We start from the raw sequence: 22,348 nt of genomic DNA, 5'->3' as shown, positions 1-22,348 counted from the left end.
GAGAGGTCATGGAGGCAACGATGCGTACCCAGGTCGGGATCGTCGGCGCGGGGCCGGCGGGTCTGCTGCTGTCGCACCTGCTGCACCGGGCCGGCATCGAATCGGTGGTGCTGGAGTGCCGCAGCCGGGAGTACGTCGAGCGCCGGATCCGGGCCGGCGTGCTGGAGCAGGGTTCGGTCGACCTGCTCCGCGGCTGCGGGCTCGGTGAACGGCTGGATCGGGAGGGGCTCCGGCACACCGGCATCGAGCTGCGGTTCGGCGGTGCCGCGCACCGGATCGCGATGACCGAGCTGACCGGGCGGGCGATCACCGTCTACGGCCAGCAGGAGGTGGTGAAGGACCTCATCGCGGCGCGGATCGCCGCCGGAGGTGACCTCCGGTTCGAGGTCGAGGAGGTACGCCTCGCCGGGCTCGACTCCGACTCGCCGGTGATCCGGTTCCGGCACCGGGGCCGGGACGAGGAGCTGCACTGCGACTTCGTCGCCGGCTGCGACGGCTCGCACGGGGTGAGCCGGGCGAGTGTGCCGGCCGGCGAGCTGACCGAGTACGACCGCAGCTATCCCTTCGCCTGGCTCGGGGTACTCGCCAGGGCCGCCCCGGCGGCCGAGGAGCTGATCTACGCCCACCACGAGCGCGGGTTCGCGTTGCACAGCATGCGCTCCCCGGAGATCTCCCGGCTCTATCTCCAGGTCGAGCCGGAGACCGATCCGGCGGACTGGCCCGACGAGCGGATCTGGTCGGAGCTGCGTACCCGGCTGGAGACGGTACCGGGGTGGAGACTCAACACCGGCCCGATCCTGGAGAAGAGCGTCACCGGAATGCGGAGCCTGGTGGTGGAGCCGATGCGGTGGCGGCGACTCTTCCTGGCCGGCGACGCGGTGCACATCGTGCCGCCGACCGGCGCCAAGGGGATGAACCTGGCGCTGGCCGACGTCACGCTGCTCGGCGACGCGTTCGCCGGCTGGTACCACGATGGTCGAGAGGACCTGCTGGACGCCTACTCCGACACCGCGCTGCGCCGGGTCTGGCGCGCCCAGCACTTCTCCTGGTGGATGACCTCGCTGCTGCACCGGCTGCGGACCGACGACCCGTACGAGGCGAGGTTGCAGCTCTCGACGCTGCGCTACGTCACCTCGTCCCGGGCGTACGCCACCAGCCTGGCGGAGAACTACGTCGGTCTCGCCGAGGTCTGATCCGCCGCCGGGGTACGTCGCTGGGCTTCGCTCAGGATGCGGTGGTGGCGGCGACGGTGCTGGGCTCCTGTTCCACACCGCGGCTCCGGCGACGGGCGAGTGCGGCATCCAGCGACCAGCGCCCGGCGCCGAGGGCGGCGACCAGCAGGAAGGACCAGCAGAACAGCGCCGCGGTCTCGCCGCCGTTGTTCAGCGGCAGCAGCGCGTCGGGCTGGTGCACCATGAAGTAGGCGTACGCCATCGAGCCGGAGCAGATGATCGCGGCGGGGCGGGTGCTCAGGCCGACCAGCACCAGCAGTCCGCCGACGAGCTGGATGAGGGCCGCGTACCACCCGGGCCAGGTGCCGATCGGGATCGCCTCGCCGCTGCCCCGGTTGCCGCCGAAGATCCCGAAGAGGGAGGCGGCGCCGTGCAGGGCGAACAGCAGGCCGAGCACGATCCGGAACAGCGTGGACACGATGTCAGCGACTCGGACGTTGGACATGGGACACTCCTTGCGACTGGCAGGAATAGCTGTTGGGTCCCACGGCAGAGTCACGTTAACCATTTACATTGATAGCTGTCAATAGCCATCCAATGGGTTCCGAGTATGCCCCACCAAGCGCTCCGTCGCGGCTCGCAGGTGAAAGGCTATGTGAGCGATGCCATCCTGTTCAAATTGGAAAAGTTCCAATTCAGCCGGTGGTCGGTGGTCCGGTGTCCGTGACCGAAACGGTCACCTCGAACCGCCGCGCCGGGCGCTTGCCCGCCTGCCAGTCGCGCACCAGCACCAGCCGCAGCACGGTCCGGCCGGGCCCGGTCGCGGTGAACCGCAGTTGCCGGGTCCCGGCGCCGCCCAACCCCTCCCGCTCCGGCCGGAACGAGTCCCCGGCCGGCGCGAGTACGGCGCTGTCCACCGCGTCGAGCCGCCACCGGTAGCCCGAACTGGGCGTCTCGGTGAGTTGGACGACCACCAGGTCCCCTGGTGCCGCCGGGCACGAGCGGCCGGCGTCCGCCTCGGTCACGTCGACCCGCGCCACGCCGTACTCCGATCTCCGGTGGGATGGGCGGCGGCTCGCCCCGGACGGCTAGTGCGGCAACTCCACCGCACAGCACGCCTCTCCGTCATCCTGGAGCAGTCCGTCGAAGTCGCCGCGCTTCATCTTGAATCGGCCGCCCCAGCCCCACGCCGCACCCCAGGAGTTCTGGAAAAGGTACGCGTCCTCGGACTCGATCCGGTCGAGCATCAGATAGCAGTGCCCGCCCGTCGCGGCACCGGTCGGCTTGACGAACCCGTCGTCGTCGGGGTTGAACATGTCGGCGGTCCACGCGGTGCCAACCACGATCGACCCCTGGTTGTCGATCCACTCGTCGATCTCCGCCGTGCTGCGCGCGAACGCGAACGCGGCGAGCCGACCCCGTTCCCGGACGGCGAGCGCGCCGGACCGGACCGTCGAGCCGTTCTCCTTGCCCGGCTCGCCGTCGATCACCTTGGCCTCGTAGTAGAGGGCGTGACCGTCGGCGTTCTGGTAGGTGCCGGCGACCGGCATCGCGTCCACCCAGCCCGCCCAGCCGAAACCGACGCAGTGACCCGTCTGACCCTGGTCGAGCTGGACGGCCAACTCCCAGGCCGGCGCCCTGTCCCGCACCGGGGCGGGGGGCGCCGCCGGCTGCCGCTGACTCCGTAACCAGCGCCAGAAGACCAGGTACGCCCGCCAGTCGGAGAAGTACGGCGTCTCGGTGAGCACCTGCTCGACCGTCATCTGCCGGATCGACTCGGCCGGCTCGGCGATCTCCAGCAGGCGCGGGATGTCCCAGTCCCGCGGGTCCGGCCGGTAGAGCCGGCCGAGCAACTGCGGACCGGGAATGCTGCTCGCGCTGGTCTCCGGTGGATCCACCGCGAAACGTCTCTCCGACTCCATCGACTCGCCTTCGACCGGGCCCTGACGGGCGGCTGGACACCGACGGCTCCGGGTCCCACTCGGACAACACCGCCGAACCCGTCCCGTAGCCGCCGCGGCACCCATTGTGCGCCCCGAGCACAATCCCGCGGGCCCGATCCGGCGAGTCCGCCGAGCTGCCGGCGTGTCACCGAAGGTCGCCGGAGAACCGGGGGCGTCGGAGAACCGGGGGCGTCGGAGAACCGGGGGCGGGTCGCCAAGGGTCGTCAGGTCACCGGGGGGTCGTCGGAGACCGGGCGGGCCCGCTCGCCGTCCCGGGCCGCCCGCCGCACCGACAGGGCGGCCTCACGACTCGGGCAACCGCTGGCCCGGAGGAGGTCCGCGGCGGAAACCCGCACCTGCGTGACGAGCGCGTCGCCGTAGTTGTGCAGTTCCTCCCGGCGGGCCCGCCCGCCACGCCGGGCCGCCACCAGCGCCCGGCGATGGGCCGCCCCGGTGTCCCGTCCGGTCCGCGCCTGCCGGTGCAGCGCCTTCACCGCGCTCGCCAGGGTGTCGACCGCGTCGGGCAGGCAGCTCGGGATCGGCTCCCGGTAGTTGATGACCGTCACCGCTCGGCGGGCCAACATCTGGGCGCCCTCGATCACCTGGGTCAGCTGCGTCACCCCCCTGGCGTAGTGCTCGAACTCCTGCCGGCGGCCCCACCGCAGCGGCGCCACCCTGACCACCTCCTCCGCGCCGCTGACCGCCTCCCGCAGCCGCTCGAGGTCCGGCTGGACCCCGCGCAGCCCGTCCAGCGCCCGCCGGGCCCCGTCCAGGTCCCGCTCCCGCAGCGCGACCGCGGTGTCGTGAAGCCGACCGGCGAGGACCGCGAAGACCGGTCCGGCCGCGCGGTTGACGATCCGGATCGGGTTCAACGGCAGCAGCAGCGCGACCACGAACAGCCCCACCGCGCCGCCGGTCGCCGCGTCGACGATCCGCGGGATCTCCAGGTTGCGTTCGCTGGAGGAGAGGGTCGCGATCAGCACGGCCGTACCGGCGACCTGGCTGACCACCGTCCCGCCCCGCCCCATCAGGCCGAGCGCGATGCCGACGGCCAGGGTGACGATCACCGCCGTCTGCCACGGTCCACTGCCGAGGAGAAAAATCAACAAATCGCCGACGACGATGCCGAGGCCCACCCCGGCCAGCAGTTCGACCGTACGCCGGGTGCGCTGGCCGATCGCCGCGACGATCGTGCCGACCGCGGCGGTCGGTGCGAACACCGGGTTCGGGTTGCCCAGCAGTTCGCCCGCGATCCATCCGGCCAGCCCTGCCGCGACCCCCGCCTGCACCGCGATCACCAGAATGATCTCCAGCTGCCGCACCCGCAGCCGGGTTGCCCGACCCCCCTCGTACCGGGCCCGACCGGCCGTCCCGCGAAGCCGGTGCACGGCCGCACCCAGCGGCGACCGGTAGTGGGGGCGGGACGGCATCCCCGCGACTACCCGGCTCGACGCCGTGCAACCCCCGGGCCCTGCCATGGTCGACTCGCGTGACAACCGACCATCCGCCGTGCCCGCGGTGGGCGAGGTTAGAGACAGCGCGAAGCGGGCACCCGGGCCGCAGTCGTGGGAACGGGGGTATCCGCCGGTGTCGACCTTCGGGCTGTACGCCTCGCGCGAGCGGATCCCGGCGGTGGGCCGGGCGTTGTTCCCCCTGCCGGAGTCGGCATGACCAGTTCCTTCCCACCGATCGACTCGTACGCCTTCCTCTCCGACACGCACACCTCGGCCCTGGTCGGCCCGGACGGCGCGGTGGAGTGGTTCTGCGTGCCTCGCTTCGACGGCGACGCGGTGTTCGCCCGGCTGTTGGACCGGCGGGCCGGCGTGTTCTCGATGACCGTGACCGGCGCGGACGTCCCCGAACGCCGGTATCTGCCTGACACGCTGGTGCTGGAGAGCCGTTACCGGACGGCGTCGGGCACGGGCGTCGGGCACGACTTCCTGGCCGTCCGGGTCGGCCCCGCCGAGCGACCGATCCACGCCGACCACCTACTGGTCCGCCGGATGACCGCGCTGCGCGGCACGATCCGGCTGGCCGTCCGGATCGCCGTCCGTCCGGAGTACGGCCGCCGCGCTCCGGGCTGGGAACTGATCGACGAGGAGTGGTGGACTCGACAGCCGCGCCTGCGCCTCCGCGCCAGCCTGCCCTTCCAGCTGCGGGCAGCCGACCTGTGCGGTGAGGTCGAACTCGCCGAGGGGCAGAGCGTGGATGTCATGCTGCGCTACGGCCACGCTTCGCAGGAGTACGGACCGGCCGAGCCGGGCGACGGCCCCGACCTGCTCGCCGAGACCTGCCGGGTCTGGCGGAACTGGTCGGGTCGCTCCGACTACACCGGGGTGGGCACGGCAGACGTCCGGCACAGCGCCCTGGTGCTGCGCGGGCTCTGCTTCGACGAGACCGGTGCGCTGGTCGCGGCGGCGACCGCGGCACTGCCCGAGGAGATCGGCGGGGTACGCAACTGGGACTACCGATACACCTGGCACCGCGACGCCGCGCTGCTGCTGCTCGCCCTGTTCCGGCTCGGGCACGCCGACGAGGGCCGCCGCTATCTGCGCTTCCTGCTCGACGTCTGCACCAATTCCGCCGACCGGCTCGCACCGCTGGTCGGCATCGCCGGCCACACCGAGAAGGAGCGGATCCTGCCACACCTGTCCGGCTACGCCGACTCGGCGCCGGTCCGGATCGGCAACGAGGCCGCCGACCAGGTGCAGTTCGACACGTACGGGCACGTGCTCGATGCGGCGCTGGTGTACCAGGAGCTGACCGGCGAACTGACCGAACGGGAGTGGGCGGTGCTCCGGCGCCAGGTCGACACGACGGCCGCCCGCTGGCGGGAACCGGACCACGGCACCTGGGAGATTCGTGGACCATGCCGGCACTACGTCAACTCCAAGGTGATGTCCTGGGTCTGCCTGGACCGGGGCATCCAGCTCGCCGGCATGCTCGACGACGACACCGCCCCGGTCCACCGGTGGCGGCGGGCTCGGGACGAGCTGCGCGCCGAGATCCTCGACCGGGGCTACGACGCCCGGATCGGCAGCTTCGTTCTGGCGTACGGTTCGACCGAGCTGGACGCGTCGCTGCTGCGCATCCCGTTGGTCGGCTTCCTGCCCGGCAGCGATCCTCGGGTGGTGGGCACCATCGACCGGGTCCGCGAGGGGCTCGGGATCCGCCCGGCGCTGCTGCGCCGCTACACGATCGACGACGGGCTCCCCGGGCAGGAGGGCGCCTTCCTGCTCTGCTGCTTCGAGATGGTCTCGGCACTGGTGCTGGCCGGACGGGTCGACGAGGCCCGGGACGCCTTCGCCGAGCTGTGCCGGCACGCCGGCCCGCTCGGTCTCTACGCCGAGCAGCTCGCCGCCGATGGCACCGCGCTGGGCAACTACCCGCAGGCCTTCACCCACCTGGCACTGATCGAGGCCGCGCTGAACCTGGACGCCGCCGATGACCGGGAGGCGCTGCGTGCCTGGGCGAAGCGGTCGTGCCGGACCTCCGGACGACAGCAGTCCGTCCCCGAACTCCGAGACCCGCGAGACGGCGGCTAGAGGGGGTAGAGCGCGCTCTGGCGCCGGGCCGGATCCGCAAGTAGTGCTGGCTGCAGTAGGCACGGGCCATGCCGACCGTTCGGATTCGTATGAGGACATTCGGAACAGCGGCTGGGCACGCAGACCGGGTCACTGCCGCGCCTCGACCTGGGCGGCTCGTGCAGCGGCTCTATCCGGCGTTCGAGGGTCAGTCACCCGCCGCCCGCTCGGCAGACACGTCCTGCCGGCCCCACCTGCCAAGCACACCGAACAGATTGATCTTCTGGATCCCAGCCGGAAGGGCCGGATCGGCGAGCAGTTCCTCCCCGTGTGGCTGCATTCCGAGCATGATCCGCAGCAGGAGCGGGGGCGCGCCGGTCGACCAGGCCTGCGGGCTGCTCGCGGTGGGATAACCGACCGGGCGTCGAGTCGATTGTCGACTATAGCCTGCGAACACCTCGGGCAGGCGCCCGTCGAAGAACGGTGCGGCGTCGATAATTGCCTGCGCGATCCGCCCTGCCTCCGAGCGGAAGCCGTACCGCCACATGCCCCAGGCTGTTATCGAATTGTCGAATGGCCATACCGTGCCGACGTGATAGCCGACGGGGTTGTAACGGCCCTCGCCTTCGGCGAGCGTCCGGACGCCCCAACCGGAGAACAGTCGAGGCCCCATCAGGTGGTCCACGACCATCGCGGCGCGGGACTCCTCCACGATCCCGCTCCACAGCAGATGGCCGATGTTCGACGAGAGGGCGTCGACCGGCTCGCCGTCGGGGTCCAGCGCCAACGCGTAGTATTCGCCGTCGGCGATCCAGAAGTCCCGGTTGAACCGGGCCTTCAGATCCGCCGCCTCCCGTTCCAGCCTCTGCGCATACGCCTCGTCGTGCCAGAACAGCCGGGCGAGCCGGGCTCCGCGCAGCTTCGCATCATAGGCGTACCCCTGCAATTCGCAGGTCGCCCGGGGAAAGCCGGGCAACCTGCCATCTCGGTAGGAGATCGCGTCCCAGGAATCCTTCCAGCACTGGTTCTCCAGTCCGGTCGCCTCGTTGCGGCGCTGATACCAGATGTATCCGTCTCCCATGATGTTGGCGTAGGTGTCGATCCAGTCGAGTGCCGCGCGCGCTTCGAGTTCCAGGTGCCGGGCGAGCGTGCTGTCGCCGGACCACCGCTCGTACTCGTCGAGCAGGATCACGAACAGTGGCGTGGCGTCGGCCGAACCATAGTACGGCGAATGGGGCTGTTCCTCGAAGGAGCTTGACTCTCCGTACCGGGTCTCGTGGGCGATCTTGCCCGGCTCCTCCTCGCGGAAGTCGCCGAGTCGGGCACCCTGCCCGGCGGCGAAGGCATTCAGCATGGTGGGGGTCAGCTCCGGCGTGAAAGGTAGCGTCTGTAGGCAGGTGATGGCGTTGTCCCGACCGAAGGGCGCCATGAACCAGGGCAGGCCAGCCGACGGCATGCGGGTCGGCCTGGACATCCCGACATGTCGTAGGGCGGCCAGATCCTCGACGCTCTTCGCATAGGTCTCGGCCAGCGCTAACGAGTCCGTCTCCAGGCGCGGCGCCGAGTCGAACCACCGCCTCAGGTCCTCCGCCAGCTCGGCACTGGCCTTCTTGTGCTCGGCGTAGATGCTCGACCGGACGTCACTGCCACCCATGCCCCGCACCACCGACTCCACCCGTAGCAGCGTTGACCAGCTCGCCTGGGGCTCCACTCGGATCCGGAAGGACATGCCACGTTCGTCTGTCTCGGAAGGCTCGGTAGAGCGGACAATCGCCGTGCGATGAAAATCCTCGCGGCGGTAGTCCAGGTGGAGCGCGCCATCCGCCACGATGATCGTTGGCTTGAATTGTTTCACAACGGCATTCTTGACGTCGAAGACGTCGGCGAAATCGGAAGCGACCTCCAGCCGGACAAGTAGGTCCACCGCCTCCTGAGCGTGGTTTACGATGGTCAACCTTTCGTCGAAACTGCCCCCAACCCAACGGTGACGAATCACGGACAGGGTCGCATTCACGTACGGAGTCGGCTCGCCTGGCACACAAAAGAACTTGGCCTCAAAGTAGTTGAGGTCGTCCACCGCCAAGCCGTTGAGCCCCTGCCCGTCGACGGTAAGAACCCAGGTGGACAGAAAACGGGTGTCAAACGAGAAGAATCCCTCCGGACTAGCGTGCGAAGCGGCGATATCGCCGTTGCTGTTGCTGACCACGAAGGTGTTGCCGTCGAGGACGCTGATCCGGTGTTTCATCCTCGCCTCCCCGGCGCGAGGCTGCGCGGGTCCCGGGCGCCCTTCATGTCGGGTAGCAAGCGGCGCAGTATCGCGAATGCCTGGAAGTCGCCCTTGAGCAGGACACGACCTCGGAACAGGTACGGACCGAACTGAGCCTCGCCATCCACGATGCGGTCGAAGAGCGACCTTTCGAGCGTGAGTGTGCAGTCGGCCGCACGGTGTTCACGCGAGACCGAAGCCTGCCCGTGCTCGACTGAAATGTGCCATGGCTCCCGCCGGCCGTTCTCGAGTAGCTCGATCAGAATCGTTCCGTTATGACGGTGCGTCAACGCCGTGCGCGCCCGGTACGGCACCTGAGCGAAGAACTCCGCAGTCGGGTCCGCTGGGTGCGTACCGGCGTCGACGGCTGCCATGCCGGTTGCCATACCCGCTGCGACGAGCAATAGGCGTGACGTGCGGCCCCACGAGTCGACGCCAGGCTCCGGCACCCACACCTTGCGCTCATCCAGCGGCTTGCGACCGCTCGGCTTCCGGCTGTGCCGATAGGTTGCGGTCAGCGTGTTCGGTTCACCCAGACCGGCTGCCGGGGCTCGTCGTTGTGCACGATGATGTCGACCTGATCGTTCGGGCGGACCGTAGCGAAGTAGAACTGCTGGGCGGGGATGTAACGCTCGCGCCAGCGCCGTTCGACGTCGGCCCGGGATGAGACCTGGCGCTCTCGGATCACGGCACGATCCACCGTCCGGTCGAGCGCGGCCGACACGAAGATGCGCAGGTCCCACCGATCGATCAGTTCCGGGCGCATGAGGAACACGCCGTCGAAGATCAGCACGGCGTCGACGGAGGCAGTCGTGACCGGCGGGGAGAACACGGTATCCGTCGTACGGTCGCAGACCGCGGGTTGGAAGCGTCGGTCTCCGCCCGGGCCGAGCGGATCGAGCAGAACCCGGTTCAGCGCCTCGGTGTCGTGGGCGTCGAAGTAGCAGCCCTCGGCCGAGTACTCGCCGCGCGGGTAGCGCTGTGCCCGGGGGAAGAGGAAATCGTCGATCGTCGCGCGAATGACGTCCCGGCCCTGGGTACGCAGGACGACGGCCAGCTCGTCGGCGAGCGTGGTCTTGCCTGCGGCGGGCGGCCCGTCGACGGCAACCCGCGTCGGGTGTGTGACTGCGACGGACCCGACTGCCTCAGCCAGGCAGCCGAGCATCTCGTCGCGGGTGCCTTGGTCCACGTCGTACCCGCCGCCAAGTTGATCGTCAGCCATGACGAACGATTATCAGCCGTCCGCCTGGACCGGCGTACGCGGAACAAGGGGCAGCACGACGCGGTCCGGACGTCATCCTCGGCTGCCGCGATCGACGCACGTCTCGCCGGGCGTAGCTGTCGACGCCCGCAGCTGCGCATCGTCGCGGCGGTGACCGAACGTAGGTAGACCAGGGCGGGTACTAGTCGATGGCGATGTCGGCGCAGCCGGCCTCGTCCGGCAGCAACGGCCGCAGGCCGACCTGCCAGCGGTCGCCCCCGGAGGTCCACGGGGTGCGGGCGTTCGCCTTGGTGGCCGCCGAGAGCAGTGCGGTCGCCTCGGCACCGCGTACCTCGACACAGCCCTGGTCGAAGCCGGCCGAGGGCGGTGAGCCCGGAAGCGCCGGGCCGGGCCAGGCGATCTCCGGCGGGGCGGCCAGCCCCTCGTTGTCGTCCGCGCGCCACGGGATCGCCACCGCCGCCACCGCCTCGGCCTGGTACGGCTGCGGCTGCTCGACCTTGTCCTGCCCCAGCGTGCCGGCCAGGTCGGTGAGCGCGCCGACCAGCTTCTGCAACTCGGCCCGGGCGGTACGCTGCGCCTCGGTCAGGCCCGAGGTGCCCTCCCCGCCCTCGGCGAGCGCGTAGACCTCCAACTCGTCGGTGCCGGCGCCGGACGACACGGTGAACCGGGTCGACGGGGCGTCCGCGACCGGTGGCCGACCGAGATCGGTGACGGTCCCGACACCGGCGGTCCGGGCCTGCTCGACCAGCCGGTCGACCTGCTCCGGCGCCAGGCGCTGCTGCTGGAGGTTCGGCAGCGCCGGCGCGGGATAGATCTCGATCTGGGGCCCTTCGGTGATCACCCGCCCATCCGCATAGACGGTCAGCATCGGCACCCGGGTCAACCGGGCAGCCGGCGGCACGAACCCACCGACATGCTCCACCCGGAGCACCACCGCATTCGGGTCGACGGAGCCGGCGTCGCCGCCCGAGCCTCCGCCCGGTCCGTCACCACCCGCACCGGCACCCTCGCGGGCACAGGCGGCCAACAGCAGAAACAGTGCGCCGACACAGGTTATCCGGACACCACGCCACGTTCTCATGCCGATCAGACGGGACGGTGCGCCGGCTGGTTCCGCACTGCCTCCGGACAAGGAAGATCAAGACCGTGCCCGGCTGGCGCGGAAGCTCGCCCGCCCCTGCAGCGGCCCCTATCCTGGGTTCCGATGACCACGAACCCGATGCTCGTCCGCGCCCGCACCGGCAGCCTCCTGCTCGGCATCACCCCGCCCCGGGGCAATGCCACTCGGGAGCGGGTCGCCGAGATCGCTCGCGCCACCCTCGCTCGACTGGAGTCGCTCGACCTCGACGGGCTCGTCCTCTATGACATCGACGACGAGAGTGACCGCAACCCCGACGAGCGGCCGTTCCCGTATCTGCCGACGGTCGACCCCGCCGTCTTCCACACCGAGTATCTCGGCCGGTGGCAGCGGCCGGTGGTGATCTACCGGTGCGTCGGCAAGTACGCCGAGGACGAGATCAGCGCCTGGCTACGCGCGGCCGACCCGGGGGCGATGTCGGGCGTTTTCGTCGGCGCGTCCTCCCGCGACAAGCCGGTGCGCACCAGCCTCGCCCGCGCGCACACGCTACGCCAGGAGATCCGCCCCGACCTGCCGATGGGCGGGGTGGCGATCACCGAGCGCTATACCAGCGGTGGCGACGAGCACCTGCGGATGCTGGCGAAACAGGAGCGCGGCTGCACGTTCTTCATCTCGCAGGTCGTCTACGATGTCGGCGCGACCAAGAGCCTCGTCTCCGACTACTTCTACACCTGCCGCTCACGGGGTTTCGAGCCACAGCCGGTGATCTTCACGCTGTCGGTGTGTGGGTCGCTGAAAACGCTGGCATTCCTGCGCTGGCTCGGTGTCGCCGTGCCACGCTGGCTGGAGAACGCGCTCGTCCACGCACCGGACCCGTTGACCGAGTCGCTGGGCCAGTGCCGGGCCAACGCACGCGAGCTGGCCGACTTCTGTCGCGGGATCGGGATCCCGTTCGGGTTCAACGTGGAGAGCGTGTCGATCCGCAAGGAAGAAATCGACGCGTCGGTGCAGCTCGCCGCCGAAATCGGCCGAATGTTGCGCTAGTGTCGCCGCGTTGGCCTTGTCGGCAGGCCGGACGGCGTGTCGACAAACACCCTGTGCCGGCGTACGGGTCGGAAGTGCAGAGGTAGGTACGGCTGCAAGTGCACACCGCGCCGGACTCGACCTGCGTCCGGCGACTGGCCCCTCGGCCTGGCGACGAGCCAAGTCGGTGACGTCGCGTAACGGGTCTTGCTGAGCCCAGCTGTTCCCTCGGCTTCCGCTCATGCCGAGATGTGCGCACCAGATCACGGCGGCAGCGATGCCGACGACGGCGCGTGCGGGCCGTGGGGCACCCGGTCGCCGGGCTCGCCCCTCGTGGCACCATGTTGCGCTATGGATCATCAGGGCCAGTTTCGTCGTGCAGCAGGCGCGTTGGGCATCCCGGACGACGAGGTCAGCCGGTTCATCCAGCACCTCCGTTTGTCGATCCGGTTGAGCGGAGGATCCAGCGGTGTTCCGGTCGGGCAGTTCGGTGGGTTGCCGCGGCTGCCGGTGGGCATGGACTGGCCGTCCGACGGGGTCAGTCCGTTGCCGTTCATCTTCTCGGTCGACTGTGCGGCGCTGCCAAGAGTCGACGGCTTCGGCCTGCCGGCAGACGGCTCGCTGCTGTTCTTCCTGGACCACGAGCAGGCCGCTGCCACCGGGGAGCGGAGGTATGGGCGAGTCGTGTATGTGCCGGCCGGCACCGATACCGAGGTGGCGGCAGGATCCACCGACCACGCGTTCGTCGACAAGCAGTACGACGTCGGCGCCACGCTGCGTGCGGAGTTCCCCGATTGGTTCGGGGCGGACGAGGACGAAGACGAAGACGAGGACGACCTGTCGTCCTTGCAGCAGCAGTTGGCCCGTGACCTCGAGCGTGACCTGCCGCACCTCGACGAACTCTGTGCTCTGGCCAACGATCTCTGGCCGCCTGACAACGGGTACGCCAGCGCCTATATCGGCGGGTACGCCGACGAGGAGGTAATCAAGAGTATTGCGGAGCAGACCCTCGCGTGGCGTGAGAAGACCGGCGAGATCGTCATCCCGGTCGCGAAATGGTATTCCCATGTGGAGAAGGAGACGCACCGGCTGGCGGTTGAGTGGGTGTCGCTCGCCCGCTTTTCCGTAGACAACGAGTCCTATTACCGGAGTGTCGGGAGTTTCGTGATCCGTCACGACGACCTGGCCGCTGGTCGGCTGGACGAGGCCCGTTCCGTGGCTGAGTTGATCCCTTAGAACACCGGCGGCGCAGGATACGGCCACCCCTTCGCCGTGCTCGGCGGCGGAGTCGACGGCTCCGGTCCGGGGGTGCTGGCACTTGGCTGCGGACCCAAGACCTCGCTCACGGTGATGGTGGAACTGCCGCTGCTCTGGTAGGCCTCGGTGGCCAGTATCTGGTAATGGTGCGTGCCCAGTTGTAGACCGTGCTGCCCCCACGCGTCGAAGTGGTTGCCGACGGTGATCGTGCCGCCGACGCGCTTCTGCCGCCGGACGCTCCAGTACTGGTAGAAAGTCGCGATGCCGTCGATCGACGGCTGGTTCACCCGCAGGGAGCGGTAGATATCGTAGGTGCCGCCGTCGCTCTGGATCGTTCCAAGCCGGCTGGCGCCGGCGGTGGGAATCAAGGTTCCGAACGTCTCGACCACGTAGTACTCGATCAGCGGGTTGCGGGTCCAGCCGTACAGCGCCAGCCAGCTGTTGCCGTTGCTGTGCCAGGTGCCGGAGTAGGTGACCACGCGGCGGGCGCCGGGGTTCCAGCCCTTGCCCACGATCGTGTTGTTGGTGCCGTTGGCCCACTGGACCCGGTAGCTGCCGGCGGCGCCCAGCGTCATCGTAACGTTGCCGCTGTCCTTCCAGTACGAGAAGAAGTACCCGTTGTGCGTGCCCTCCTCGTTGGCGGTGACCGTCCGGTCGGCTTCGGCGTGGGCGGTTCCGGCCACGGTCACCGCGGTCACGGCCAGCACGACGGCGCAGGCGCCACCGAGCAGCAGCCGCACTCGGCCACCCCGCTGGCGCACCGGCCTGACGGGAATCTCGGTCATCTGTACTCCTGCCTCGGCCGGCCGACCAATGTGAAAGTCCGAGAGCCAATTCAGCGATGAAGGTCGATGTCTGGCGATGAGTCACAGTATTCGATTGAGTCCGCAACAGTGTCAACAACTTCCGGAAATCCCCCGGAGATTTTGGTCGGGTGTCACCGACCGTGACGGCCACGCCGGCGCCGATTGGGGTCAGGCGGGCCGCGGCACCGTGCAGGCGGGTGGTGGCGTAGTCGAGCGCGCAGACCGCGGTCGGTCGGCGGGTCCGGCCACCGGTCCGGACCCGCCCGGACCGGACAGGTCCTTGACGATGTCGGCTTTGAGGGCTCCTACGAGGACGACATCCCGCTGGCGCTGTGCGCGGAGATCGACGGACTGTTCGTTGACCTGCCGCCCCGGCCGCGGGAACGCTTCACGTTCGTCGGCTGTAGTCCGGATGGCCCCCGTTTGCCGACCTGCTTGATCGGCTGCCGCCGAATTCGGCACCGACAGAGCCTGGCTGGGTGACATTTCGATGATGGAGCCACCGCTACCGCCACCGCCCGGCCGCTGACCGCGAGGACGGCGTCAGAGGTCCAGAACCAGACGCGGCGTGTGCGACCGGGAAACGCACGGATAGATGATGTCTCGGCCGTCACGCTGTCGCGCTTGCGGGATGTCGTCGCGGTGGTCGGGCAGCCCATCGAGTACGAAGATTCCGCAACTGCCACACAACCCGTTTTCGCACGAGGCCGGTGCCTCAGGCGTGACCTCGCGGATCGTGTCGAGCAGGCTGCGGTCCGCTGGTACCCGGAGCAGTTGCCCGGTGCGGGCCAGCTCGGCTTCAAACGGCCTGTTGTCGGCGGCGTCGCGGGGCGTGGCGGTGAACCGTTCGACGTGCCGCCGCTTGGCCGGCGTGAGCCGCTCGACTGCGGCGATCAGTTCGGTCGGCCCACAGCAGTAGATCTCGCTGTCGGGAGGTGCGGCGCGCAGCAGCCGAGGCAGGTCGGGCCGGCCGTCGGTCTCGGTGGCGAAGATGTCCACCAGGTCGGCGCCGAGCGCGCGCACCTCGTCCTGGAAGGCCATCCGCGCCGTCGACCGTCCCACGTAGACCAACCGCCACGGGCGGCCTTCGGCGGTCGCTTGCCGCATCATCGGCAGAATCGGGGTGATACCGATGCCTCCGGCGACGAACAGGTACGCCGGCGCGGGGAACAGCGGGAAGTGGTTGCGCGGGCCGCGTACGGTGACCCGCTGGCCGTCCCGGAGCTGGTGCACCTCGGCCGAGCCACCGCGACCGGCGGGATCCCGCTGTACCGCGATCCGGTAGCTGGTTCGGTCGGCCGGATCGCCGCAGAGCGAGTACTGGCGGACCAGGCCGGAGGGGAGTACCAGATCGACGTGCGCCCCCGGGGTCCAGGCCGGCAGCAGGCCACCCGGCTCGGCCCTCAGCGTCACCATAACCACGTCGCGGGCGACCGGTCGGATGTCGCCCACCACGGCCGCCATGCCCGCCGCCGTGCTGACCTGGACCCGGCCCTCGGAGCGCGCGGTGGCGCCGCGCCGGCGGCCGTACCGGGTCGGGCCGCCCGGCTTGTAGACCGTGAGCAGCGTCGCGACCACCCCGACCATCGGACCCAGCGGCGTCAGCAGCGCCAGCAGTAGCCCGGCCTCGGCCCGGACCTCGGCCACCGGCCGACCCGCCTCGGTCAGCTCGTACGCCCGCAGCGCCAGATCCTGCAGGATCGCGCTGCCGACCAGCATGATCCCGAGCATCAGCACGAGCTTCGTCGCCACCCACCGGCGCCGCCAGACCCCCCATGGGGTACCGGCGGCGAGCGCGACCCCGCTCAACAGGGCGAGTTGATGGGCCGGTCCAAGGAACGTCTCGTCGACCAGCACCATCATCGTGTACGCCGAGCGTAGGTAGTGGAGGTCGTCGGCGCCAGCAGCGGCGATGGCCATGGTGGTCATCACGCTGATCACCCCCATCCAGCCCACGGCACTCATGATGTGCGTCGCCAGCAGGGCCTTGCGCAGCCGGGGCGAGATGAGACGGTTCTGGTCACGGGTCACCCGGAGATAGGCGTTGGTCGACGGTAGGAAGATCAGGACCACGGCAGCCACCAGCGCGGCCATGCTCATCCAGTCGAAGACCATCGCCAGCGGCTGCCGGTCACCCGGGTTGCCGACCATGCCGGGCAGGCGGAACACCACGGTGTTCGCGACCAGCGCGGTTATGGTGACTCGACCCCACTGCCGGCCCTGACGGGTCATGGTGGCGAGGAACAGCAACATCGCGGTGAGTTCCACCGGCCAGAAGATTCGGTACGCCGGGGCGCCGCTGAACAGCTCGACAATCAGGCTGAGCAGCATCAACCCGGCGGCCGCGGCGGTAACCGACTGGGCGGCGACGATGGTACGGGGTGTCGGTGGCCCCGATTCCAGGGATACCGCTGACTGGCTCATCACATGATCTCCGTGGCGGAAGGTGAACAGGACAGGGCGGAAGCCCTCGCGGGACCAAGGGTGTCGAAAATGACCCGTCCTGACTGCGGGGGCACCATGCGAGCTGGAGGTGGTGGTAGCACCCCCAGGCACCGGCAGGTTGCCTTCATGTCGTCCTCGCCCGGCCCGCCGTACGCTGGCCCACCGACCAACACTGACCGGAGGACGGTGATGACCGCGCAGGTGACGACGTGGCGGCGACGGCTGCGCCGGGAGCTGGGGTCGCTCATCTCCACCGACACCTGGCGACGCACTCTGCACCTGGTGGTGGTGACCCCGTGGGCGGTGGCGATGACGGTGCTCACCGTTGTCGGGTTCGTGCTCTCCACCGCGCTGCTGCCCGTCCTGCTGCTCGGTGTGCCGATCTTCCTCGGCTACGCGACCCTGGTCCGGTGGTGCGCCCAGTTGGAGGCGTACTGGTGCCGCCTGGCGCTGGGCGAGCGGGTGCCCGTCGCCCTGCAACCACCACTCGGGGTCAGCTGGGCGAAGCGGGCCGGGAACCTGCTGCTCGACCCGAGCCTGTGGCGGGTCCTGGCGTACTTCCTACTCCGCCTGCCGCTGGCCCTCACCACGGCGCTGCTGACCGCGATCGCCTGGGGTGGCGGGGGCTGGCTGCTGATCGCCGCCACGCACCCGCCGGCCTGGCCGTTCGCCGACACCCCGCTACCCGAGGACAGCCTCGGTCATGCCCTGCTGCACGGGCCGCTGCGGCCAGTCACCGCCGCGCTGCTGGTCACCGGCGGGCTAGCGCTGCTGCTCGCCGCCCCAACCGTGGTGCGGGTGCTCACCTGGGTGCACATCTCGCTGGCCAAGACGCTGCTCGGGTGGGCATCGACCCGCCAGCTCCGTGCCCGGGTGACGCAGCTCGAGCGTCGCCGCGCCGAGGTGATCCGCGCCGCCGAGGCCGAACGCCGGCGGATCGAGCGGGACCTGCACGACGGCGCGCAGCAGCGACTCATCCACCTGGTCATGACCCTCGGCATGGTCCGCCACCAGTTCGCCGACGACCCGGCCGGTGCCGCGCCCCTGCTCGCCACCGCCCATCAGGAGGCCAAACGGGCCATCGTCGAACTGCGCGAGCTCACCCGAGGGCTGCACCCGCCGGTGCTCGCCGACCGGGGCCTGACGCCGCGCTGTCCGCCCTGGCCGCTCGGTCACCGGTCCCGGTCAGCATCGACGTACGCCTCGACCGCCGTCCACCGCGGCTCATCGAGTCCATCGCGTACTTCATGGTGGCCGAGGCACTGTCCAATACGGCCAAGCATGCCCACGCGAGCCGAGCCCGGGTCGAACTGCTGGCACGCCGCGACGCGCTGTTGATCCGGGTCACCGATGACGGGGGCGGCGGTGCGGAGATGTCGGGCGGATCCGGTTTGGCCGGGCTCGCCGACCGGGCTCGCGGCGTCGACGGCCACCTCACCGTGCACAGCCCACCCGGCGGGCCGACCGTACTCACCATGGAGCTGCCATGCGGGTGGTGATCGCCGAGGACGCGGTGCTGCTACGCCAGGGCCTCACCCTGCTGCTCACCAGCAACGGACACGAGGTCGTCGAGGCCGTCGCCGACGCGGAACAACTGCTGCGGGCGGTCGCCGAGCACCGCCCCGACCTCGCGTTGGTCGACGTACGGATGCCGCCCACCCACACCGACGAAGGTCTCCGGGCCGCGCTGGCCATCCGGCGCCAGCAGCCCGACACCGCAGTCCTGGTGCTGTCCCAGTACGTCGAGGAACGCTACGCCGGTGACCTGCTCAGCGGCAACCTCGACGGGGTTGGCTACCTGCTCAAGGACCGGGTCGGCGAGGTGGGTGAGTTCCTCGACGCGCTGGCCCGGGTCGGCGGCGGCGGCACCGTCTTCGACCCTGATGTGGTCCGCCAGATCCTCTCCCGCACCCGCCGGGACACCCCACTGCGCAGGCTCGCCCCGCGCGAGTTGGAGGTACTCCAGCTCATGGCCGAGGGCAGGTCCAACGCCGGCATCGCGAAGGAACTGGTAATTGCCGAACGGTCCGTCGAGAAGCACATCAACAGCATCTTCAGCAAGCTGCAACTACCGGTCACGACAGGCCACAACCGACGCGTGATCGCCGTGTTGGAATATCTCGACAGCGGCAGACGACGGCCGTGACCACTCACTGCTACCCGCCGGCATCCTGTGGTCAATCTCGAGCTGGCATGCGAGCCGGTCGAGCAACATGCCGACCCTGACCCGACACCGCGACCTGCACCGACTCGCCGAGCACGTCACCACCCGGTACGGCCGCCTGGACGTGCTGATCAACAACGCCGGGGTGACCCTCAACGTGGCCTACCCCGGCCACGCATACACCTCGATGAACAAGGGCCTGACCATCGACACCTACCCGCCACCGGCCCGCCCCATCGTGCCGCTACTCCGGCTAGCCATGCTGGTCCTGTTTGGACAACGAGCGGTGGTCAAGGCGTCGAGATCCAGCATCTACCTCTGCCACGGTGTCGGTGAGTGGCCGGTGAGCGACCTGGCGGTAGCGGAGTGTAGTCGGCGAGGGACTCCCTGCCGTACGACACGAAGGCTTGCTCGACACCGTGAACGCTCGCGATCAGGGCACTAGCTCCGCCGGGCGGCGAGGCCGACGAACGCACGCCACGCCGCCGGCCGGAAGGTCAGCACCGGACCCGCCGGGTCCTTGCTGTCCCGGACGGCGACCACACCGGGCAGGTTGTCGGCCACCTCGACACAGTTGCCACCGCTGGTGCCGCTGCGGGTCGACTTTCGCCACCGGGCGTTACTGAGGTGCATGCTGGCTCTCCACTTCCTTCAACAGGGCGAGCGACTGGTCCTGCGGCAAGGCTACGCTGCGCACACCCTCCCACCGGGCGAGGAGTGCGGCGATCGAGTCCTCGTCATCGACGACGAGGCCGGCAAGCTGGTTCTCCAGGTCCCCCACCCAGTTGCCGTCGGCAGACCGGGCCAGGGCGAGCGGGCCGGAGAGGCCGACGTGCAGGCCGGTGTCGGCGGGGATGATGTGGAGCTGGATGTAGGGCCGCTCGGCCATCCGCAGCAGGTGCGCCAACTGTTCGGCCATGATGGCGTCCGGACGGCGCAGCGCCGCCTCGTCCAGGACGGCGATCACCAGCGGCGGGTGGTCCCGGGTCAGGATCTCCTGCCGGGCGAGTCGGGAGGCGACCAGCTTCTCGACCTCCTCCTCGGTCCGGGTGGCGTCGAAGCGCAGCACCGCACGGGCGTAGTTCTCGGTCTGGAGCAGCCCGGGGATCAGGGTCGGGTGGTAGTACCGGAGCTGAGTCGCGGTCCGCTCGGCATCCAGCCACCGCTTGAACCAGGTGGGCTCGCTGTCCCGCTGCGCCGCCGTCAGCAGGGAGACGAACAGCCCGCCGGTCTCCAGAATCTCGTCGGCCCGGGTGGCGTACGGCATGTCAACCGGCCGGGTACCGGTCTCCACAGCGGAGACCGTCGAGGCCGAGTAGTTGGTCCGCTTGCCGAACTCCTCCTGCGGCATGCCGCGCAGGGCTCGCTGCCTGCGGAGCTGGTCTCGAATGAAAGCGAATGCGTCCTCGTGTCCCATCGGACCTCCAGTAGTTCGTCTAGATCAGCGCAGGGTCGCCAGTCGCCGCCGACGGCTCGCCAGAGCTGCGCCGTGAGCTGCTCCGTCGCCTTCCGACCCTAGTGCCGTCCACAGCAGAGTGTCACCCAGCGGAACTGCTCGGTGACCGTCAAGCGCCCGGGTGGAACCTGCCCCGGGAGCCGGCCCCGCCCCCCCGCCGGGACCGGCTCCCTCCAACTCCCCAAGGAGGTTGTGATGGCGAGGCTGCTCCGGCATCTGACCGGACCACGGCCCCAGCACCGCCGGGACTGGCGCCGGCTCTGGCGGTACTGCCGCTGCGGATGGCGCTGGCGCTGCCCGGATTCGATCGAGCTGGTACCCACGCCGTACCAGCCGCCGCCCTCGGTCGAGTTGACCGAGGCGGAGCGGGCCGAGATTCGTACCCTCTCGGCCACGCCGCCGCCCGCCACCCCGGAAGTGGCACTGCCGCCGGCCATCCCGGCAGCGGCACCGGCGCCGGTCCGGGCCCGGTCGCGCAACCGACGGCCCGGCTGGGAAGCGCCCACCCGGTCACACCTGGCGAACGGCCGGGCGGGTGGCCTGACGCCTGGGCAGGAGTACCGGGCCCGGCGGGCTGCCCGGGTGTGACCGGTGATCGGCCCGCAGGAGCGCTGGCGCAAACACATTCCGACACACCCGTCGTACCGGTGCCGGAGCTGCACCGATCCCTGGCCCTGCCGGCCCGCCCGGCTGGCGCTGGCGACCGCCTACCGCGACGACCGGGTGGGCCTGATGGTGTACCTCGGCGCGCACCTCGCCCGCGCGCTGCGGGAGCTGCCTGACACGCATCCCGCACTGCTCGCCGGGCAGATCCTGCACTGGGTGCCGCGCCGCCGCTGACCGCCTCGTCACCCGACCGGCCCGCCCCGGGACGCCGCTTCCCCTTCGGCGCCCCGGGGCGGGCCTCCGCGGCACACACCGGGCCTCCGCGGCACACCCTCCCCCGAGCGACGGTGGTCCGGCGGCGGCCGGAGTGCTCCGGACGCCGCCGGACCGGCCAGCCTGGTCGGCGGGTCCTGCGGCCTGTCGCTGGGGAGGAAGCGGCCGCGTTGGCCCTGGCCCGCCGCCCGCTGGCGCGGGGAGATGGTCAGTACAGGCCGCTCGGGCGCCGGCCCCGGGTGGAGACGAACTGGTACGACAGCGAGGCGAAGGCGGGATCCTTGGCCAGTTCCCGGAACCCTTCCAACTGGTTCGGCGAGAGTCCGGTGGCGAGCAGCCGGGGTTCGAGCTGACGGGAGTTCGTCTCGTGCAGCGAGGCCCCGGTCGAGCCGCCGGGCCAACTCTGCGAGTGGGTGATGGTGTCCACCTCGGTCAGCCCGGCCAGCACCATCTCGGTGTGAACGTCCTGCGCCCAGGCCAGGTCGGCGCCCCGGTCCTGAAGAATGCCGAGGGTCGCCTCCATCACCTGCTGGAAGAGCTTCGCCGCGTCGTCGGTCGGCGCGGCGAGTACCCGCAGCCCGGCCGTGCAGTCGAACTCCTCGACGACCAGGGCGCCGCCCGGGGCAAGTGCGCCGATCAGCTCGGCGAGCACCCGCCGCCGCTCCGGCAGGTGCAGCAGGACCAGCCGGGCGTGGATGACGTCGAACGGGCCACCCTCCGGCGCACCCGTCCGGACGTCGTGCTGGCGTACCACGAGGTTTCCCCCCGGCTCCAGCCGGGACGGTTCGATGTCGGTCGCGACGACCAGTCCGGTGGGCCCGACCGCCCGGGCCATGTGCCGGGCGATCGAACCACCTCCGGCACCCAGCTCCCAACACCGCGCGCCGGGGGTCAGCACCGGGGCGAGCCGTTCCGCGGTTATCGGATCGAGGAACGACTCCAGCGCACGCATCTGCGCCTCGGCCTCCGGGGAACGGTTGTCGAACGCGTAGCTGCTCTTGACAGGGGTGGCAGTCACGAACGGTACCTCCTTCGTGATGATCCGTGACGACGAGCCGCCCACGCGTCATCGCGCGTCGGCACCGGAGAAGCATGGGGGGACCGGTACGGACA

General features: G+C 70.1%; 23 protein-coding genes. 10 read left to right on the top strand and 13 right to left on the bottom strand.

What is annotated here, in order from left to right; genetic code table 11:
* Window positions 1-20 precede the first annotated feature (20 nt).
* Window positions 21-1,193, top strand: a complete 1,173-nt coding sequence (locus tag ABNF97_RS02355) for a 4-hydroxybenzoate 3-monooxygenase (RefSeq protein ID WP_349337491.1) — start codon at window positions 21-23, stop codon at window positions 1,191-1,193.
* A 31-nt stretch (window positions 1,194-1,224) separates the two neighbouring features.
* Here ABNF97_RS02355 and ABNF97_RS02350 read toward each other — a convergent pair whose 3' ends face one another.
* The 4 genes from ABNF97_RS02350 to ABNF97_RS02335 form a co-directional block, all read right to left on the bottom strand.
* Window positions 1,225-1,677: a DoxX family membrane protein gene (locus tag ABNF97_RS02350; RefSeq protein ID WP_130462858.1), complete on the bottom strand. Its 453-nt coding sequence runs from the start codon at window positions 1,675-1,677 to the stop codon at window positions 1,225-1,227.
* A 190-nt stretch (window positions 1,678-1,867) separates the two neighbouring features.
* Window positions 1,868-2,212 carry a protease inhibitor I42 family protein gene (locus ABNF97_RS02345; RefSeq protein ID WP_130462857.1) on the bottom strand — a complete coding sequence of 115 codons (345 nt, stop codon included), beginning with the start codon at window positions 2,210-2,212 and terminating at the stop codon, window positions 1,868-1,870.
* 48 nt (window positions 2,213-2,260) lie between these two features.
* The gene (locus ABNF97_RS34080) at window positions 2,261-2,722 is read right to left on the bottom strand and encodes a C1 family peptidase (protein ID WP_486484944.1); all 462 of its coding nucleotides are present in this window, start codon (window positions 2,720-2,722) and stop codon (window positions 2,261-2,263) included.
* Between the two features lie 617 nt (window positions 2,723-3,339).
* On the bottom strand, window positions 3,340-4,545 hold the full coding sequence (locus ABNF97_RS02335; RefSeq protein ID WP_349337490.1) for an FUSC family protein: 1,206 nt from the start codon (window positions 4,543-4,545) through the stop codon (window positions 3,340-3,342).
* A 237-nt stretch (window positions 4,546-4,782) separates the two neighbouring features.
* On the opposite strand from ABNF97_RS02335, the gene ABNF97_RS02330 reads away from it, so the two are divergent.
* Window positions 4,783-6,660, top strand: coding sequence for a glycoside hydrolase family 15 protein (locus tag ABNF97_RS02330; RefSeq protein WP_349337489.1), 1,878 nt, complete (start codon window positions 4,783-4,785; stop codon window positions 6,658-6,660).
* A 187-nt stretch (window positions 6,661-6,847) separates the two neighbouring features.
* On the opposite strand, the gene ABNF97_RS02325 is transcribed toward ABNF97_RS02330, so the two are convergent.
* The 4 genes from ABNF97_RS02325 to ABNF97_RS02310 form a co-directional block, all read right to left on the bottom strand.
* Window positions 6,848-8,884: an amylo-alpha-1,6-glucosidase gene (locus ABNF97_RS02325; protein WP_349337488.1), complete on the bottom strand. Its 2,037-nt coding sequence runs from the start codon at window positions 8,882-8,884 to the stop codon at window positions 6,848-6,850.
* Entirely contained in the window at window positions 8,881-9,279 is a 399-nt protein-coding gene (locus ABNF97_RS02320) for an SCP2 sterol-binding domain-containing protein (RefSeq protein ID WP_165436718.1), read from the bottom strand. Before ABNF97_RS02320 ends, ABNF97_RS02325 begins: the two co-directional genes overlap by 4 nt.
* Window positions 9,280-9,419: 140 nt before the next feature.
* Entirely contained in the window at window positions 9,420-10,094 is a 675-nt protein-coding gene (locus ABNF97_RS02315) for a nucleoside/nucleotide kinase family protein (RefSeq protein ID WP_130465976.1), read from the bottom strand.
* A gap of 214 nt (window positions 10,095-10,308) precedes the next feature.
* The gene (locus ABNF97_RS02310; protein WP_349337487.1) at window positions 10,309-11,208 is read right to left on the bottom strand and encodes a hypothetical protein; all 900 of its coding nucleotides are present in this window, start codon (window positions 11,206-11,208) and stop codon (window positions 10,309-10,311) included.
* A gap of 123 nt (window positions 11,209-11,331) precedes the next feature.
* Between ABNF97_RS02310 and ABNF97_RS02305 the strand changes: the two genes are divergently transcribed.
* Window positions 11,332-12,249 carry a 5,10-methylenetetrahydrofolate reductase gene (locus ABNF97_RS02305; RefSeq protein ID WP_349337486.1) on the top strand — a complete coding sequence of 306 codons (918 nt, stop codon included), beginning with the start codon at window positions 11,332-11,334 and terminating at the stop codon, window positions 12,247-12,249.
* A gap of 330 nt (window positions 12,250-12,579) precedes the next feature.
* Window positions 12,580-13,464 carry a DUF1963 domain-containing protein gene (locus ABNF97_RS02300; protein WP_349337485.1) on the top strand — a complete coding sequence of 295 codons (885 nt, stop codon included), beginning with the start codon at window positions 12,580-12,582 and terminating at the stop codon, window positions 13,462-13,464.
* Here the strand turns inward: ABNF97_RS02300 and ABNF97_RS02295 are convergent.
* Both ABNF97_RS02295 and ABNF97_RS02290 read right to left on the bottom strand, forming a co-directional pair.
* Entirely contained in the window at window positions 13,461-14,225 is a 765-nt protein-coding gene (locus ABNF97_RS02295) for a glycoside hydrolase family 11 protein (protein ID WP_349337484.1), read from the bottom strand. The genes ABNF97_RS02300 and ABNF97_RS02295 overlap by 4 nt on opposite strands.
* A 609-nt stretch (window positions 14,226-14,834) precedes the next feature.
* Window positions 14,835-16,715 carry a 2Fe-2S iron-sulfur cluster-binding protein gene (locus ABNF97_RS02290; protein ID WP_349337483.1) on the bottom strand — a complete coding sequence of 627 codons (1,881 nt, stop codon included), beginning with the start codon at window positions 16,713-16,715 and terminating at the stop codon, window positions 14,835-14,837.
* Between the two features lie 210 nt (window positions 16,716-16,925).
* Between ABNF97_RS02290 and ABNF97_RS02285 the strand changes: the two genes are divergently transcribed.
* From ABNF97_RS02285 to ABNF97_RS02275, 4 genes are all read left to right on the top strand, one after another.
* A complete protein-coding gene (locus ABNF97_RS02285) occupies window positions 16,926-18,074 on the top strand; it encodes a sensor histidine kinase (protein ID WP_349337482.1) in 1,149 nt (382 codons plus the stop codon).
* Window positions 17,984-18,235: an ATP-binding protein gene (locus ABNF97_RS34075; RefSeq protein ID WP_502930430.1), complete on the top strand. Its 252-nt coding sequence runs from the start codon at window positions 17,984-17,986 to the stop codon at window positions 18,233-18,235. Before ABNF97_RS02285 ends, ABNF97_RS34075 begins: the two co-directional genes overlap by 91 nt.
* Window positions 18,223-18,882, top strand: coding sequence for a response regulator (locus ABNF97_RS02280; protein WP_349337481.1), 660 nt, complete (start codon window positions 18,223-18,225; stop codon window positions 18,880-18,882). The genes ABNF97_RS34075 and ABNF97_RS02280 overlap by 13 nt, the downstream gene beginning before the upstream one ends.
* A 67-nt stretch (window positions 18,883-18,949) precedes the next feature.
* Window positions 18,950-19,345: a hypothetical protein gene (locus tag ABNF97_RS02275; RefSeq protein ID WP_349337480.1), complete on the top strand. Its 396-nt coding sequence runs from the start codon at window positions 18,950-18,952 to the stop codon at window positions 19,343-19,345.
* On the opposite strand, the gene ABNF97_RS02270 is transcribed toward ABNF97_RS02275, so the two are convergent.
* Both ABNF97_RS02270 and ABNF97_RS02265 read right to left on the bottom strand, forming a co-directional pair.
* Entirely contained in the window at window positions 19,342-19,533 is a 192-nt protein-coding gene (locus ABNF97_RS02270) for a DUF397 domain-containing protein (RefSeq protein WP_349337479.1), read from the bottom strand. The two genes, ABNF97_RS02275 and ABNF97_RS02270, sit on opposite strands and share 4 nt — an antisense overlap.
* Window positions 19,520-20,317, bottom strand: a complete 798-nt coding sequence (locus ABNF97_RS02265; protein WP_349337478.1) for a helix-turn-helix domain-containing protein — start codon at window positions 20,315-20,317, stop codon at window positions 19,520-19,522. The genes ABNF97_RS02270 and ABNF97_RS02265 overlap by 14 nt, the downstream gene beginning before the upstream one ends.
* Before the next feature lie 234 nt (window positions 20,318-20,551).
* Between ABNF97_RS02265 and ABNF97_RS02260 the strand changes: the two genes are divergently transcribed.
* Both ABNF97_RS02260 and ABNF97_RS02255 read left to right on the top strand, forming a co-directional pair.
* Complete coding sequence (locus tag ABNF97_RS02260) at window positions 20,552-20,944, top strand: hypothetical protein (RefSeq protein ID WP_130462848.1); 393 nt, start codon at window positions 20,552-20,554, stop codon at window positions 20,942-20,944.
* Window positions 20,945-20,947: 3 nt separating this feature from the next.
* Entirely contained in the window at window positions 20,948-21,196 is a 249-nt protein-coding gene (locus ABNF97_RS02255) for a flavin reductase (protein WP_130462847.1), read from the top strand.
* Window positions 21,197-21,443: 247 nt separating this feature from the next.
* Here ABNF97_RS02255 and ABNF97_RS02250 read toward each other — a convergent pair whose 3' ends face one another.
* Complete coding sequence (locus ABNF97_RS02250) at window positions 21,444-22,253, bottom strand: methyltransferase domain-containing protein (RefSeq protein WP_130462846.1); 810 nt, start codon at window positions 22,251-22,253, stop codon at window positions 21,444-21,446.
* Window positions 22,254-22,348 lie beyond the last annotated feature (95 nt).

This window comes from Plantactinospora sp. B6F1 (assembly GCF_040120695.1).
GTDB lineage: Bacteria > Actinomycetota > Actinomycetes > Mycobacteriales > Micromonosporaceae > Plantactinospora.
The sequence above is the reverse complement of the archived record's forward strand: the minus strand, read 5'-3'. Positions and strand labels throughout refer to the sequence as shown.